This is a genomic window from Tessaracoccus luoxuelianae, from assembly GCF_054483915.1.
The window spans coordinates 858,380-872,604 of sequence record NZ_CM137013.1 but is presented as its reverse complement, the minus strand read 5'-3'; the positions used below and the strand labels follow the sequence as shown (position 1 = coordinate 872,604).

Below are 14,225 nucleotides of genomic sequence, written 5' to 3'. Positions count from 1 at the left end.
TCCGCCCGAGCCGGCGACGCGACACCCAACCCAGTGATCAACGCCACCGACACCGCCAAACACAACCCGCGCACCAACGAGCCAGCCGCCGCGACACTCCCCCAACCCCGACGCGGCAATGCGCCGACCACACCGCACCCCCAGCGAGAACGACAAGCCGTAGTATCACAGGCGCCCTGGATCACCTGCGGCCCACACGCCCCAGAGTCTGGCCGAAAGTCAGTCCCTCCGTGAGCCATGTCAACCCGATCACGACAGCGGCAACACGGCCAGACACCCGGCCACCCCGGCACCGGTCAGCGGACACACAAACCCCAGAGACGGCACGCCGGCGAGCCTCCACAGCCCCAGGAGACCACGCCATTCCCCATGGGGAACCCGTGGGGAACCAGCCCCCCCCAACACCGCACGAGACCCCCCCGACAGCCACCCGGACCACCCCACCCAGCATGAGCCCCTTGCCACAGGCGGATCCAGCCCCAAGAAACAGAGAATCGGCGAGAGGTTTTCACCTCTCGCCGATTCCCGGTATTTGCCCTAGTCAGAGGCACTTTTGTGTGCGAGAGAGGAGTTGAAGCTCTCTTCTGTCAGCCGATGACGGCCTCCTGACAAGGTATTTTGATGGGCTTCAGCCATGTCGTCTCCTTGCCGTGGGGAATGCGTGGGGAATGGCTCAGCACGCGAGACCCGCGCGGATCTCGCGTCCATGATTGTCCCTCAGCATAGGCGGCCGGCATCCACGGGCCACCGCTGAGAGGTTGGTTGACCGCAGGGCCGACAGCCAGTCGATGAAAGGGGCCGCGAGCGTGGGAGCCGCCGCGGCGTCGCCGCCTGCGGCTATCGACACCGAGGCCGAGGCCGAGATCCAGCCACCGAGTGAGGAAGCGTACCGGCGCAGGTTCTCGGGCTCCATCGGCAACGGCCGCTGCGTTCGGCTCACCCCCGTGCTTGACCAGTCCGAACTGATCGGAGGTGTCGACCGCCCCCAGCAGCCGGACGGCGCGGAAGGCGCCAGTCTCCTTCACATGCTCGGGCAAGAGCGACAGCAAGCGCAGAACGCTGGAGTGGCACTCCTCGCACTGCATCGCGGACTCCTGTCATCGGCCCAGACAAACCAGTCACCCCGCATAACGAGTGCCGACCGTAGCCGGTGGACAGCTTCCGACACCACGGGGCCCCCCACCCCGCCTCATGCCACCTGACACCACAGGGGCTGGGGAGCACGACGTGACCCTTGGTGGTGTGTTGTCTGCCTTCGCTGTCCTCGCCGAAGGACAGGACGACCGCAGATGCGACGTGGGGACGCCGCCGTAGGAACGAGTCAATTCACCGACATGCCGATGGGCGTGTGCTCACTCAGTTGCCCAGAGTCGGACGCCGACGGCGATGGTCGGAACCCCGCCCACATGCCGATGGTCGGTCCTTCAAGATTGCACACCGCGCGCGCTCATGTTTGCTTGGTTCCTGTGTTCGCGTTTGCGTACTACGTGGCGTCATGTCTGCTAGGTTGGGCTCATGGTCCTCGACTCGCTCGTCCCACGGAGGGTGGGTGAAGTCCTGACGGGGCTGGTTGCCGTGGAACCGGTGATCGCCCTGCACGGCCCGCGCTCGGTGGGTAAGTCCACGGTGTTGCACAGGTTCGCTGCCGATGTGGGGAGATCGGTTCTCGACCTGGACGACGTCGAGGTGCGCGAAGCGGTCGTGGGGAACCTGGCCTCGGTCGTCGGTGGTGCGGCACCAGTGTGTGTCGACGAGTACCAGCGGGTGCCCGACATCCTGGATGCGCTCAAAGCGAGGCTGAATCGAGAGGGCAGCCTACCCGGAACCGCCGTGATCACTGGATCGACCCGGCAGGACGCCCTGCCCGCCACGGCGCAGGCTCTCACGGGACGGTTGCACTCCCTGACCATCTGGCCGCTGTCCCAAGGTGAGATCGCCGGGGTGAGCGAGAACCTCATCGAGGTGTTGCCTGCCGACCCTGAGGGTGTCGTCGGCCGGATCCCCTCCTCAACGACCACGCGCCAGGAATACGTGGAGCGTGTCTGCGCCGGGGGCCTGCCCTTGGCCCTGCGACGTTCCGGCTCGGCCCGAGCCCGATGGTTCGATGACTTCGTGCGAGCATCGGTCGAGCGGGACGCCCTGGAGTTGAGCCGAATCCGTGAACGACAGGCAATGACCGACCTGCTGGGTCTAACCGCGGCACAAACCGGGCAACTGCTCAACGTCTCTGCTGCTGCTGAGAGGCTCGGCGTCAGTCGAGCCACCGTAGAGGGTCACCTGCGGCTGCTCGAGGACCTCTTCCTCGTGGTACGGCTACCGGCGTGGGGCAAGACCCTGCGCTCACGGGTCAGCGTCAAACCCAAGGTCCACGTCGTCGACTCCGGACTGGCCGCCCGGCTGCTGCGACTCACGCCTGACAAGCTCGCAGGATTCGCCCCGGCATCGCTGACGGACTTCGGGCACCTGTTGGAGACCTTCGTCGTCGGGGAGATCCGCAAGCAGGCTTCCTGGCTCGACGAGCCAGTCGCCCTGGGCCACTGGAGGACCAGCGACGGTGTGGAGGTTGACGTGGTCGTCGAGTACGACGACGGCACAGTCGTTGCCCTCGAGGTCAAAGCCAGCGAACGGGCACCCGGCGGCGACTTCCGCGGTCTGGCTCAACTCCGCGACGCCCTCGGACCGCGGTTCGCCGCCGGGATCATCCTCACCACCGGAACCCGCTCCTACACCTACGCCGACCGACTCCACGTCATGCCCATCGACCGGCTGTGGACTCCGGTGGCACCCGGAGCCCCGCACTGACCCCGCCACAAGGCTCCGACGCGAGTTGGTTCTCTACCCAAGATCAGCCGCGGAAATGGGCAACGGATTCATGGCCCAGTCGCCCCGAGAATGGCCTCCTGACAAGGTCTTTTGATGGGCCTGAGCCATGTCGTCACCTCGTCGTGGGGAATTGTGTAGAGCCGCCGCAGCGCGCGTTGCTGTCAACGGCAATCCCGAGATTGGCGCAGAACGGCAGCATCCTCGGCGCCATGGAACGGGACAGGCGAACACGTAGCAACCGTGCAGCCGGCACGGGAGCTCGGCACCTGGGGGTCGCCATCACCCGTTGAGTCGGACGACGCGGACGGCGATCTCGACCACGCTCCGAGCGCGACGGACGAGCGCCTCAGCCTTCACAACAGACATGAGGCTGACGCCGTACTCAACGTCAGCCTTGTTCGACACCAATTCGCGGAGTCCCTTCTCGGCACCGGCCGCGTCCGGTCGCTGCCCCAGTGCCCAACGAAGCTCCTTCGCGGCAAGCGCGTGATCCTTGCCCTTCACCCTCGAACCGGTGAGCTGAGTGACGATGGCATCCTTGGCGCAGATGCCCGCATGGATGGCATCCCCGCAGCAACGGTGTACCGCTCCGCATTCAGATTGGCCTCCGCGGAGGCCAGGTACTCCTCGGCTTTCCTCAGGAAGCTTCGTGCGTGATTGCGGTGTTCGAGCGTCGCCATCACGCCACACCAACCGTCGCCTGCGGGAGCGACCCGAGCAGAACCACCCCGTCAGCGACGATCTGAGCGACGACCGGCTCCTCGCCGCTGCCCGCGAGCCGACCGAACTCCTCCGGTGTGAACACCAGCACATCACAGTCGTTGCCCAGCCGAGCGCGGACCACGTCTTCCAGTTCCGTCCGACCCTCCCAGCCCGAGGGCGCAACGACGGCCAAGTCGACATCACTCTCGGCCGATGCCTCCCCCCGCGCCACCGACCCGAACAGGACCACCGCATCGACACTCGACCCGACCACAGCCCGAACCGCCTCCCGCAGCGCAGCAATCGGATCGAGCAGGACCCGCAAAGGCTGGATGGCGTAATGGTCCTCATTGATCGTGTGAACCATCGCCCGGCCCACAGCGCGGCCCTCCACCACACCGAGATCGGCGAGGGAGGCCAGCGCCTGCTGAACCGACCACAGGCTGCACTGATCGCGGACCAGGCCATGCACCTGCCGCCCGGTCAGCGGAACACCCGTACGCAGCAGCACGGCCAGCACCGCCCCGCTCGCACCCGGGATCAAGCCCCCGAACGCAGCCTCAAATCGCATATGACCAGTCTACCTGTCACATGACTGTACTCCCAGTCACTTGGGGTGATCACATGGCTAGGCCAGTGAGACCCAAGCGACCGGCTCGTCAAGCCGAAGACCCGCCCCCCCCCACCTGAGGCCAACCCCAGCGAGGCTGGACCCTCGCGATCGCCGCCCCGCGATCTCGTGGGTCGCGATGTCGACGGTCAGGGCCTTGCCCGACAACTCCCACGTGCGGTGCCGCAACCACTCGGCCTCCAGATCGGTGCCGATCAACTGGCCGTCGTTGGACACCCCGACGATCACCGCGCCACCACCGGGAGTGTTCGCCATGCAGGCTCCTGCGCGGCCTCCTGGTTGGGAGGACTACTGGGCCCGATGTTGCCTGGCGATCACGGCGACCATGCTCCTCCTTGAGGTCCACATACTGTCGCTCCACCGCGTCATCGATGACCTTCCCGTCTGCGAGGGCCGCGAGGGTGACCTGCACTTCAGCCTGGATCGGATCAGCGCCGAAAAGGATGGGCATCGCCTCCCGTCCTCGCTGATCATAATTTTGAACCCCTCAAACTTATGATCTGTACTCGAGTCAAGTCCTCATCAGCCAGAGATGCCTGCGTGGTGGTGGACGGCTTGGGCACCGACCAGGACGAGGCTCGGGAGGTGGGGGTCAGCGCTTCGAGGGCGTCGAGGAGGAGTCGCCGAGCGGCGACAAACAGGGACGACGGCGTCCACGTCAGTCCTTCGACGCGAGATCGGTCGCCGCCAGGGCGTCCATCAACTGCTCGGCCGCGGAGTCAGAGCGACTGCAACTCGTCCCTTCAGGGGTTGCCCGGCCAGGCAGTGTCAGCTATAGTCGACACGTGGTCGAGGTTTACACCAGCGAGGGCTTCGACCGTTGGCTCAGAAAGCTGAAGGACCGGCAGGGCAGGCTGCGGATCGTGGAACGGATCGACCGCCTCGCCCACGGGAATCCTGGTGATGTGAAGTCGGTCGGACAGGGCGTGCTCGAACTGCGCTTGAGTTTCGGTCCCAGCTATCGGGTCTACTTCACACAACACGGCGACCGTCTGGTCCTGTTGCTGTGTGGCGGCGACAAATCCACACAGCAACAGGACATCGAGAAGGCTCACCAACTTGCTGCCGACTGGCGTTCGAGGGAGGACGACGATGACGAAGAAGACTGAGAAGTACACCCCGTTCGATGCGGCTGATTATCTAGACGGCATCGATGATGTCGCCTCCTACCTGGAGATTGCGCTGGAGGAATCGGCCGAGGACCCCACGGCCGTTCCCCGCGCCCTTGGTGTCATCGCTCGCTCCCAGAACATGAGCGAACTCGCTCGCCGCGTCGGCATGAGCCGCGACGGCCTATACAAGGCGCTGTCCGATCAGGGCAACCCGACCTGGTCAACCGTCCTGAAGGTGACCAACGCACTGGGGCTGCGATTCACTCTGCACGCCGCCTGACTCACGAGCCGCCTGACTCACGAAAGGTACGCACATCGCGTTATCTCGAAGGTCGCGGCTTACGAGATGACGAGGTGCTGGTGACCGTCGATGCCTGCATGGACGATGTCGAGTTGTCCGGCGTGCGTGGTGGTATCAACAAGCAGCCTGGGCGCGCGTGCCGTGACGACCGAAGAGGCTCTGGCCGATGTTCAGGTGGTCATCCTGTCCATCCCCCTCAACCGCATCCCCGAGCTCGCTCCGCTGATCGCGCGCCTGCCCGAGGACACAGCGGTCATCGACACCTCCAATTGCTACCCGTTCCGCGACGACAAGATCGACGCGATTGAGGCCGGTCAAGTTGAGAGCGTGTGGGTTGCCGAGCAACTTGGCCGTCCGATCGCCAAGGCATGGAACGCGATCGGCTCGGCATCCTTCGCCAAGAAGGGCAAGCCTGCAGGTGCGCCCGATCGGATCGCGATTCCTGTCGCGGCCGACCGTGACAGGGACCGGGAGATCGCGATGGCGCTGGTCAATGACACCGGCCTGGACGCCTTCGACGCTGGTTCCCTCGCGGACTCGTGGCGCCAGCAGCCCGGCGCCCCCGCCTATTGCACGGACCTCAGCCACGCCGAAATTGGCGCTGCTTTGGACGCTGCCGAGCGGAACAGGCTGCCCAAGCACCGGGATCTCGGCGTAGCAGTCATGCAGGAGCGTCTCGGCGACGGCACCACCAACCCGGACGAAGAGTGGGGCGTCCGCCTCGCGCGGGTCATCAACATGTAGTCGGCCGCGGGCGCGACCCTTGCGCGCAAGCGTGCTTCGCTCACGAGGGTGGTGCCAGTGAGCGCTTGCGGTACCCATGGGTCGACCAGGACGGCCACCCTCACCCACCGCATCATCACCGACGCCACTTTGTACGGCTCACGCAAGCGCTGGCGACTCGCCACCGTGCAGACCTTCGTCCGCCACGGCCACACCTGGCTGGGCGTCGAAGGCCGTCGCCCACCTCCCTGAGGACCGCCGCGCTTTCGCGGCCGGCCCTACTCCCGGCGGCTGGCAAGTCATGGAGCTGTGGGACTCCGGCGATGCCCTGGATCGCTTCAACCGGGACGTCTACTTCCCAGCGGTTGCTGGGCTAGGGCGGGTGGGTTCCCCAAGCCCCCGGTCGTGACTGATGTCGAGACAGGGGACGCCTGGATCGGTGAGACTCGGCTCTCCTAACAAGCAGCGGCAATAGCCGGGAGCGCCCCGGTGCGATGCACGACGCTGCCGCGCCGCGTGTGAAACCGCCCGCTCGGCAACCGGCCGACCTCACCGAAGCCGCGCTTGACCTTGACCCGTGGTCTACCCATGATGCACCCCTCCCGTCACGCTCCGTAACGGGCTCGAGGACGGTGGGCTGGACAGCAGGCGACGCCGACGACGTTCCCCCCGCCCCGGATGTCGTGGGAATACGTGGGGATGGGAGGCCTCCGGAGGCCATCCGTGTCCACAACTGAGAAGGACCGAAGTCCTTGTCAGAGTGGATTTGATGTAGTCAGGGGACCATACATCGTTGTGCGCGAGAGAGGAGTTGAAGCTCTCTTCTGTCAGCCGACAATGGCCCCCTGACAAGGTCTTTTGCGGATTGATTGGCACTTCGTCACCTTGCCGTGGGGAATGCGTGGGGAATCGCTTCGAACCCGAGACCCGCGCGGATCTCGCGTCAGTAGCTGCCCCTCAGCATAGGCGGCCGGCATCCACGGCCCACAGGCAGAAGGTGAACGGTTCATCGCAGCGCTGCCAGCAGGTCGTTGCCCAGGGAGGCGAACGCGGGAGCGACCGTGGCGTCTCTTCCTGCGGCAGACGATGAAGGGAGCACGATTCGACGCCGGGGTGAGAACGCGTGCAGGCGCAAGATCTCGACGGCTTCATCGGCAACGACCGCTGCGTTCAGGTCACCCCCGCACTTGGTCAGTTCCAGCTGGTCGCAGGTGTCGACCGCCCGCAACAGCCCGCAGGCGCCGAGACCACCAATCTCCCCCGCATGGTCGGGCACGAGCAGCAGCGACCCCAGAACGCTGGCGTGACACTCCTCGCACTGCATCGCGGCCTCCCGTCACCGGCAAGACAAGCCAGTCACCCCGCATAACGGGTGCCGACCGCAGCCGGTGGACAGCTTCGGACACCACGGGGCCCCCACCCCGCCTCAAGCCACCGGACACCACAGGGCTGAGAGCACGACGTGACGCTTGCTGGCGCGTGGTTTGCTTTCGTTCTCCTCGCCGAAGGCGGAAGCCGCTGGGTGGAACGCCGGTGGCGCTGCTCACCCACCTGGGGGCCACCCTGGACGAGTGGGACCCCCGCGTGGTCGACGCCCTCGCCCAGCAGCATCGCGTCATCGCTCTGGGGGCACTGCCAGGGGCGGGAAGCTCCACCGTTAGCCGGGGTGGCGGCACGTCATCCCACCACTGGACAGGGAGAAGCGGACCGCCAGCCCGGTTCGACGGGCGTTCTCGAGGGCGGCGCTGCGGCCTCATCGGTGCTCCCGGCAGGCGCTACGGCGAGCCGTCGTGGCGATTCCACTGAGCCTCAACCCACGACGACCCTCACGCGTGCCAGGTTGTGGAGTCTGGCGAAGGGGGTCGCCGGGTCCGCGTCGCGCTGACCGGTGACTCGAGCCGATGAGCAGCGCGACCAGCGCCGCCACGAGATTCTCGCCACCACCCGGGCAGATGCTCACGGGCAGGACGGTCGCCGAACGGTCGCCGACATCAGCCTCAACGAGATCGCCCGACAGGTCGGCCTCGCCAAATCCAACGTGCTGCGCTACTTCGGCTCCCGCGAGGCCATCCTGCTCGCCCAGGAGTACGACGCATGGGTCGACGCGGTCTGTGACGCGCTGCCACGCGCCGGCGAGCCCGATCAGGTCGAACGGGTTTCCGGTGTCCTTGCCGCCACCGCTGCCGAGCAGCCCCTCCTGTGCGAACTGCTCATCGCCGCCCCCACGGTGCTCGAACACAACGTCACCTCGGATGAGGTGATCGCGTTCAAGCTCGCCGTCCAGGCCTCGATGCAGCGGCTCCTCGTCGCTCTGACGACCGATCTCGGCGAGTGGGACCCTCCTCCAGGGATCAATTCCTCGGCGGCCTGCACTCCCTCATCACTGGTCTGTGGGCGCTCGCCCACCCCTCCGCGGCGCTCATCGAGGCCATGGCCCGCGAGCCACGCATCCAGGCCCTACCACACGGGATGGAGGCCGCCACCCGTGAAGCACTCGCCACCCTGATCAGCGGTCTGCCGGGCTGGGGCTCGCACACGGCGCCGCCACCTCAGCCCAGCTGGTCGGTCACGGCGTGAGCGGCACCTGCCGATTCACTCCCAGGACTTCGCCGAAGGGTTCCATTGTCCCACTGCCGTCTCCGACAGCACGGGGTCGGCGAAGCCTGCGACCGCTGCGAGCACGTCGGCGAACGCCCCGGGAAGTTCATGCTCGCGGTGCGATCGTGTGCGCCATGCGCGCCACCTCTGCTGGGCCCAATCGCCCATCGGCGCGAGCGCCGGCAGAAGAGGCGTGAACGCCACGTTCCGGTACTCGGCCACGGTCTTCACCGACGCTCGGAACTCGGCCGCGCCGACCGGATGAAGACGGGTCAACACGTACACGTCCGCGAAGTCACGCCAGCGGGTGTTGGCGATACCGCGGTCGATTGCGGTGACGACCTTCTCCGCGAGCACCATCGTCAGCGGGTAGCCCAGCAGCGTCACCGGCGGGAGCCCGAGGGGCACGACGCGGGGAAGGTCAACAAGACGAGGTGCGGGCCAGATCGGGTCGCCGAAGTTCACGTCGATCCCGACAGTAAGCCGTGCGGTGCCCAGCGTCGCGGTGAGCTTGACCCGCACTCCCGCGTACTCGTCTTCCTCACGGATCGTCATCGCAGTGACGCTGGCCAGGTCGAACGCGAGCCCGTCGGCGACCTCCAGCGCCGCGATGATGCGAACGCGCTCGGCGACCTCCTCAGGGTCGCCGGTAAGCCTGGTGGCTTGCAGGTCGATGTCTTTGGTCGGGCGGCGCGCAGCGAACGCGGCCAGCAGGACGCCGCCCTTCAGCACGAAGTCATCGCGGTGCTCCGAGAGCGCGATGCGCGCCAGCAAGCCTTCGAGGGCGTACAGGGTCATCAGCTCCTGAACGTCTCCGCCGGCCTGTCGGGCGAGCCTGCGGATGGCGATGCTCGCATCGCCCGCCGGTGTGCCGTGCTGCGGGCTCGGGGTCACAGCAGCACTTCCAGCGCCGACTGAACCGCGGGACGCGCCTTCGGGAAGGAGTCAGCCAGCGCCAGTAGCGCGCCGGGACTGTTCCCCCTGCCACGCACCCACCGCTTGAGCGCACCGATGGCGAGGTCGCTGCCCCATACGTGCCGCAGCCGGAACAGGTCGATCAGGGTGCGCTCCCCCGAGAACAGGCCGATGGACAGCCCGAGCGGCAACTCATACTCGAGGCGCCCGATGCCGAAGGTGTCGGGATCGAAGCGGTGCCAGGCAATCGGCGCATGCTGGAGGGTGACCGGCTGCGTGCCGCGCGGGATGGCGATGTCACTGCGAGCGGGGATCTCATCTGTCAGCTCGTGCAGCGACAGCGCGGTGAGCAGGCACAACGTCGCGTCGGGCTTCTTCGCGGCGACCGCCATCCACGCGGCCGTCGTGTCATCCGTGAGCCCCGCCCGCAAGAATAGACCCGGGGCGATGCGCTCAAAATCCCCCGACTCGATCAGCCGGTCAAGACCATGTCGGGTGAGCCCCTGCGCGGCCAGGTCGTCGTAGCGCATCAGGTCAGGAAGCATCGCAGTGTCCATCATCACCTCACGTTCGACGGAATCAGATACAGACACATCATACCTGTGATGGTTTCCGATGACAGCACACGCATTTCGAGTCGTTGACCGCCCAATCGGTGTGCGGGTCTACGCCGAAGCAGCCGACGCCCGCATCGGGCACCTTCGCACCAAGAACACCCACCTCGAAATCGACCTGATCGTAGAAGCGGCAGACCGATCCACAATCGCGATCGAGGTCAAACTCACCGACACCATCAGACCCGCCAACGTCAAGCACCTCAACTGGCTCGACCAACAACTCGGCGACTGCCTCGTCGACCAGATGATCATCCACACCCGCAGACACGCCTACCGCCGCCCCGACGGCATCGCCGTCGTCCCCCTCGCACTCCTCGGGCCCTGAACCACCCAGCACCCCCGTCGACATAACCCGAACCCAGGCGCTACCGAGCGGAGGGGCATCCCCAACGCCGCAAAGAACCTGACAAGCGAGTCCTCTACAAGGGGCCCTCCCCCTCCTCGCCCTCCGCGACTTGACCGAGGTCGGCAGGTTCACACCCCGCGCGAAACTCTGGCCGCGGCGGTTGTGGCTCCACCCGCACGGCGGCAGCGGCGCGTCGTCGCAGGTGACGAGCTGATGTCGCCGTCGGGCAGTCAACGCTCATGACATCGGATTCTCTGGATAATCCGATGGAATAGCCGACAGGCGCTGGTCTCCTCGTCGAAGAGCAACTCGCCGCCGCCTGCCCTCCGGCTCGTCGACTCCTCAGGGGTAGCACTGATCGTTCTCGGTGAGGACATACCGGCTATCCAGACGCGAGTACCAAATCGCCCGATGGGCGCTCGGCCACGGCCAGGATGTGATGGATCAGCCGCGGGCCACGTCCGACACATTCTCTCGGATGCTGTTGCTGGCCGGGTTGGCCGACCATGAGGGTTGGGGTACACAAGTTTGGCGCCAACCTTCTATGCCGATGGAAGGGAGCGGGATGACCGCAACCGACACACTGGATCGTGAGGAACGACGGGTACCTGATCCTCGCCCGCTGCACCAGCCCGGCCTCAGTGGCGTCCGATGCTGATACCAACACCCCTGCGACGATCGACGGCCTTCACGCTCTCGATCAGCACCAGCAATCCGACGCCGGTGGCCGCTGCGATCATCAGATCGACCGCGCCCAGCGGCTCCAGCCTCAGGAAAACGCCCAGCGGCGTGTAGAGCGCTGCCAACTGCAGTGCCAGGACCAGTGCGGCGATCCACAGCAGCAGCGTGTTGGAGCGCCACCCGATCGTGGTGAGCGAGTCGTGGTGGGACCGGGTGGCGAAGGCCTGCCCGATCTGCAGGAACGCCAGGGTGGTGAACAGCATCGACTGCCACGCCGGGTTGCCGGTTTCGTGGTACCAGAAACCGATCCCCAGCGCCACGAAGCCGATGACCAAGCCGATCCACACGGTCCGGCGGCCCAGGCCACCCGTCCAGAGACTCCCGCCTGGCACATGCGGAGGCCTGCGCATCACCGTGGACTCGGCAGGCTCCTTGCCCATCGCGAGGCCCAGCAAGCCGTCGGTCATGAGGTTGAGCCAGAGCAGCTGCAGCGGGAGCAGGGCCACGGCCGCCGTCCCATCGAAGGGGAGGAGGAGGAACGGGATGGGCCATCCGACCATGACGATGATCTTGCCGAGGTTTCCGGCCACGGCGAACGAGACGAACCGGCGCAGGTTGTCGTAGATGACCCTGCCCTCCTCGACGGCGGCGATGATGGTGGCGAAGTTGTCGTCGCGCAGCACCATGTCCGAGGCCTCCTTCGAGACGTCGGTGCCAGTGATGCCCATGGCCACGCCGATGTCGGACTTCTTCAACGCGGGTGCGTCGTTGACGCCGTCGCCCGTCATGGCCACGATCTGGCCGTGACGCTGCAGCGAGTCAACCAGGCGGAGCTTGTGCTCGGGCGAGACGCGGGCGAACACGTTCACCGTCCTGCTGGCGTGATCGAACTCCTCGGCGTCAAGGCGGTCCAGCTCGACGCCGGTCAGCACGCCCCCGTCGCGCCCGATACCGAGCTCGCGGGCGATGGCCTGCGCGGTCAGGGGGTGGTCGCCTGTGATCATGACCGGCCGGATGCCCGCGCCCTGGCAGATGGCAACGGCAGCGGCCACCTCGGGCCGCGGGGGATCGATGATGCCGACGACACCCAGCAGGACGAGGTCGGTCTCAGGGTCGGCCGGCGTGCTGCCCGGAGGAACGAGCCGCACGGCGAGGCCCAGCACCCGCTGGCCACGGGAGGCCAGGTCCTTGTTAGTGTCCTCGACCCAGTCGCGTGCCGCATCGTCGAAGGTCCGGATGGCGCCGTCCGCGAACACTTCCGTGGCGCGCGTGACGAGCCCGTCGACGGCTCCCTTGACAAAGATGAGATCAAGGTCCTGTGGCAGCTGTGCGAGTTCAGGCACCCGCCCGGCCAGCGTCGCGTGCCGGGTGCTCATGCGTTTGCGCTCGGAATCGAACGGCAACTCCCCGATCCTCGCCATGACCGTGCGCAACGACGCGACATCGATCCCACCGGCCTGGGCGGCCTCGAGCAGGCAGGCCTCAGTGGGGTCGCCGATTGTCTCGATCCCCTCCCCGTCGACGTGGCGAAGTTCGGCATTGTTGCACAGCGCCCCGGCCGCCAAGGCGACAAGGGCCGCATCCGACGGCGAATCGCCACCCAAAGTCCAGGCGCCGTCGGGCAGGACGAGCGTCGAGACCGTCATCTTGTTCTGGGTGAGGGTGCCCGTCTTGTCCGAACAGATGGTGGTGACCGAGCCCAGCGTCTCTACCGCAGGCAGTTTGCGCACCAGCGCGTTGCGCCGCAGCATCCGCTGTGCACCCACAGCCAGCGTGAAAGTCACGACGGCCGGTAGACCCTCTGGGATGACCGCAACTGCCACAGAGATGGCGGTGAGAACGAGGTTGCTCCACGTCTCGCCGGCTAGCGCGCCAAGGAGCGCAACCACACCGGCGGTGACCACGCCCAGGACGGCCAACTGTTTGCCGACATGGTCGAGGCGCGCCTGGAGCGGGGTCTGCTCCGTCGTGACCCCTTGGAGCAGGTCGGCGATTCTGCCCAGCTGCGTGCCCATCCCGGTGGCGATGACCAGGCCCACTCCGCGGCCGTAGGTGACCTCGGTGCCGGAGAATGCCATGTTGATGCGATCCCCGACGGGAAGGTCTGCACCGGCCAGTGGTGCGGTGTTCTTGTCCACGGCCTCGGACTCGCCGGTCAGGGCAGCCTCCTGGATCCTCAGGGAGGCCACCTCCACGAGTCGTAGATCGGCGGGGACGACGGTGCCTGCGTCCAGTTGGATCACGTCGCCCGGCACCAACTGCCTGGCCGGCACTGAGACCGTGACGCCGTCGCGCAGCACCCGCACGGTGGGGACCGTCATCTGGCGAAGCGCGGCGATTGCCTTCTCCGCGCGGTACTCCTGGAAGAAGCCGAGCAGCGCGAACAGAAGCACGATCCCGCCGATGGCACCGGCCTCCAAGAACTTGCCGAGGATGAGCGACAAGACCGTGGCCGCGATGAGGATCAGCACCATCACCGAGGTGAACTGCTCCCACAGGATCTTCCAGGCCGGCTTGCCGCCGCGGTCTACCAGTTCGTTGGTGCCGAAGCGCTCCAAGCGCTTCTCGGCCTCCGCCATCGAAATTCCGGAGGCCTGGGAGCCCGTCCGGGCCAGAGCGTCCTCCACACTGATCACGTGCCAGGAGGGATCAGTCTCGACGGGGCTGTCAGCGGTGAGATTCTCTATGGACAAGTCTGTCTCCTGGTGTGAGGTGCATAGAAAGGAAGCACGTCGAGTCCCGCCAGATGGCCGATCCCACGGGCTTGCGCCGTACT

Annotated in this window: 15 protein-coding genes and 1 pseudogene; 8 read left to right on the top strand and 8 right to left on the bottom strand. The window is 66.5% G+C overall.

Features of this window, described 5'->3' with window-relative positions; genetic code table 11:
- Positions 1-587 precede the first annotated feature (587 nt).
- Positions 588-1,085, bottom strand: coding sequence for a hypothetical protein (locus tag ACX1D1_RS03620; RefSeq protein ID WP_459055959.1), 498 nt, complete (start codon positions 1,083-1,085; stop codon positions 588-590).
- Between the two features lie 430 nt (positions 1,086-1,515).
- Between ACX1D1_RS03620 and ACX1D1_RS03615 the strand changes: the two genes are divergently transcribed.
- Complete coding sequence (locus tag ACX1D1_RS03615) at positions 1,516-2,802, top strand: ATP-binding protein (RefSeq protein WP_459055958.1); 1,287 nt, start codon at positions 1,516-1,518, stop codon at positions 2,800-2,802.
- A 300-nt stretch (positions 2,803-3,102) separates the two neighbouring features.
- On the opposite strand, the gene ACX1D1_RS03610 is transcribed toward ACX1D1_RS03615, so the two are convergent.
- The 3 genes from ACX1D1_RS03610 to ACX1D1_RS03600 all read right to left on the bottom strand — a co-directional run bounded on the left by ACX1D1_RS03610 (position 3,103) and on the right by ACX1D1_RS03600 (position 4,411).
- Complete coding sequence (locus ACX1D1_RS03610) at positions 3,103-3,327, bottom strand: hypothetical protein (RefSeq protein ID WP_459055957.1); 225 nt, start codon at positions 3,325-3,327, stop codon at positions 3,103-3,105.
- 175 nt (positions 3,328-3,502) lie between these two features.
- A complete protein-coding gene (locus tag ACX1D1_RS03605) occupies positions 3,503-4,045 on the bottom strand; it encodes a nucleotidyltransferase domain-containing protein (RefSeq protein WP_459055956.1) in 543 nt (180 codons plus the stop codon).
- Between the two features lie 108 nt (positions 4,046-4,153).
- Positions 4,154-4,411, bottom strand: coding sequence for an AlbA family DNA-binding domain-containing protein (locus ACX1D1_RS03600; protein ID WP_459055955.1), 258 nt, complete (start codon positions 4,409-4,411; stop codon positions 4,154-4,156).
- Positions 4,412-4,941: 530 nt separating this feature from the next.
- Here ACX1D1_RS03600 and ACX1D1_RS03595 point away from each other — a divergent pair.
- From ACX1D1_RS03595 to ACX1D1_RS03580, 4 genes are all read left to right on the top strand, one after another.
- On the top strand, positions 4,942-5,265 hold the full coding sequence (locus tag ACX1D1_RS03595; protein ID WP_459055954.1) for a type II toxin-antitoxin system RelE/ParE family toxin: 324 nt from the start codon (positions 4,942-4,944) through the stop codon (positions 5,263-5,265).
- On the top strand, positions 5,249-5,548 hold the full coding sequence (locus tag ACX1D1_RS03590; protein WP_182800420.1) for an addiction module antidote protein: 300 nt from the start codon (positions 5,249-5,251) through the stop codon (positions 5,546-5,548). The genes ACX1D1_RS03595 and ACX1D1_RS03590 overlap by 17 nt, the downstream gene beginning before the upstream one ends.
- A 90-nt stretch (positions 5,549-5,638) precedes the next feature.
- Positions 5,639-6,313: an NADPH-dependent F420 reductase gene (locus ACX1D1_RS03585; RefSeq protein WP_459055953.1), complete on the top strand. Its 675-nt coding sequence runs from the start codon at positions 5,639-5,641 to the stop codon at positions 6,311-6,313.
- Between the two features lie 57 nt (positions 6,314-6,370).
- Positions 6,371-6,544: a hypothetical protein gene (locus tag ACX1D1_RS03580; protein WP_459055952.1), complete on the top strand. Its 174-nt coding sequence runs from the start codon at positions 6,371-6,373 to the stop codon at positions 6,542-6,544.
- Between the two features lie 754 nt (positions 6,545-7,298).
- Here ACX1D1_RS03580 and ACX1D1_RS03575 read toward each other — a convergent pair.
- A complete protein-coding gene (locus ACX1D1_RS03575) occupies positions 7,299-7,616 on the bottom strand; it encodes a hypothetical protein (protein ID WP_459055951.1) in 318 nt (105 codons plus the stop codon).
- 564 nt (positions 7,617-8,180) lie between these two features.
- Between ACX1D1_RS03575 and ACX1D1_RS03570 the strand changes: the two are divergent.
- Positions 8,181-8,573, top strand: a pseudogene (locus ACX1D1_RS03570) (TetR/AcrR family transcriptional regulator); the annotation flags it as partial.
- 50 nt (positions 8,574-8,623) lie between these two features.
- The gene (locus ACX1D1_RS03565; RefSeq protein ID WP_459055950.1) at positions 8,624-8,869 is read left to right on the top strand and encodes a hypothetical protein; all 246 of its coding nucleotides are present in this window, start codon (positions 8,624-8,626) and stop codon (positions 8,867-8,869) included.
- 15 nt (positions 8,870-8,884) lie between these two features.
- Here the strand turns inward: ACX1D1_RS03565 and ACX1D1_RS03560 are convergent, their stop codons facing one another.
- Together ACX1D1_RS03560 and ACX1D1_RS03555 are read right to left on the bottom strand one after the other, a co-directional pair.
- Positions 8,885-9,784, bottom strand: a complete 900-nt coding sequence (locus ACX1D1_RS03560) for a nucleotidyl transferase AbiEii/AbiGii toxin family protein (RefSeq protein WP_459055949.1) — start codon at positions 9,782-9,784, stop codon at positions 8,885-8,887.
- Positions 9,781-10,365 (bottom strand): type IV toxin-antitoxin system AbiEi family antitoxin domain-containing protein, encoded by a 585-nt coding sequence (locus tag ACX1D1_RS03555; protein WP_459055948.1) that lies wholly within the window; start codon positions 10,363-10,365, stop codon positions 9,781-9,783. The genes ACX1D1_RS03560 and ACX1D1_RS03555 overlap by 4 nt, the downstream gene beginning before the upstream one ends.
- Before the next feature lie 55 nt (positions 10,366-10,420).
- Here ACX1D1_RS03555 and ACX1D1_RS03550 point away from each other — a divergent pair, with 55 nt between their 5' ends.
- Positions 10,421-10,747, top strand: coding sequence for a DUF4143 domain-containing protein (locus tag ACX1D1_RS03550; RefSeq protein ID WP_459055947.1), 327 nt, complete (start codon positions 10,421-10,423; stop codon positions 10,745-10,747).
- Between the two features lie 659 nt (positions 10,748-11,406).
- On the opposite strand, the gene ACX1D1_RS03545 is transcribed toward ACX1D1_RS03550, so the two are convergent.
- Positions 11,407-14,142 (bottom strand): cation-translocating P-type ATPase, encoded by a 2,736-nt coding sequence (locus tag ACX1D1_RS03545; RefSeq protein ID WP_459055946.1) that lies wholly within the window; start codon positions 14,140-14,142, stop codon positions 11,407-11,409.
- Positions 14,143-14,225 lie beyond the last annotated feature (83 nt).

Bases quoted from the DNA above. Each gene is read 5' to 3' on its own strand.
- ACX1D1_RS03575 (WP_459055951.1), bottom strand. From the start codon at position 7,616: ATGCAGTGCGAGGAGTGTCACGCCAGCGTTCTGGGGTCGCTGCTGCTC.
- ACX1D1_RS03555 (WP_459055948.1), bottom strand. From the start codon at position 10,365: ATGATGGACACTGCGATGCTTCCTGACCTGATGCGCTACGACGACCTG.
- ACX1D1_RS03590 (WP_182800420.1), top strand. From the start codon at position 5,249: ATGACGAAGAAGACTGAGAAGTACACCCCGTTCGATGCGGCTGATTAT.
- ACX1D1_RS03620 (WP_459055959.1), bottom strand. From the start codon at position 1,085: ATGCAGTGCGAGGAGTGCCACTCCAGCGTTCTGCGCTTGCTGTCGCTC.
- ACX1D1_RS03585 (WP_459055953.1), top strand. From the start codon at position 5,639: ATGCCTGCATGGACGATGTCGAGTTGTCCGGCGTGCGTGGTGGTATCA.
- ACX1D1_RS03600 (WP_459055955.1), bottom strand. From the start codon at position 4,411: ATGGCGAACACTCCCGGTGGTGGCGCGGTGATCGTCGGGGTGTCCAAC.
- ACX1D1_RS03615 (WP_459055958.1), top strand. From the start codon at position 1,516: ATGGTCCTCGACTCGCTCGTCCCACGGAGGGTGGGTGAAGTCCTGACG.
- ACX1D1_RS03550 (WP_459055947.1), top strand. From the start codon at position 10,421: ATGACAGCACACGCATTTCGAGTCGTTGACCGCCCAATCGGTGTGCGG.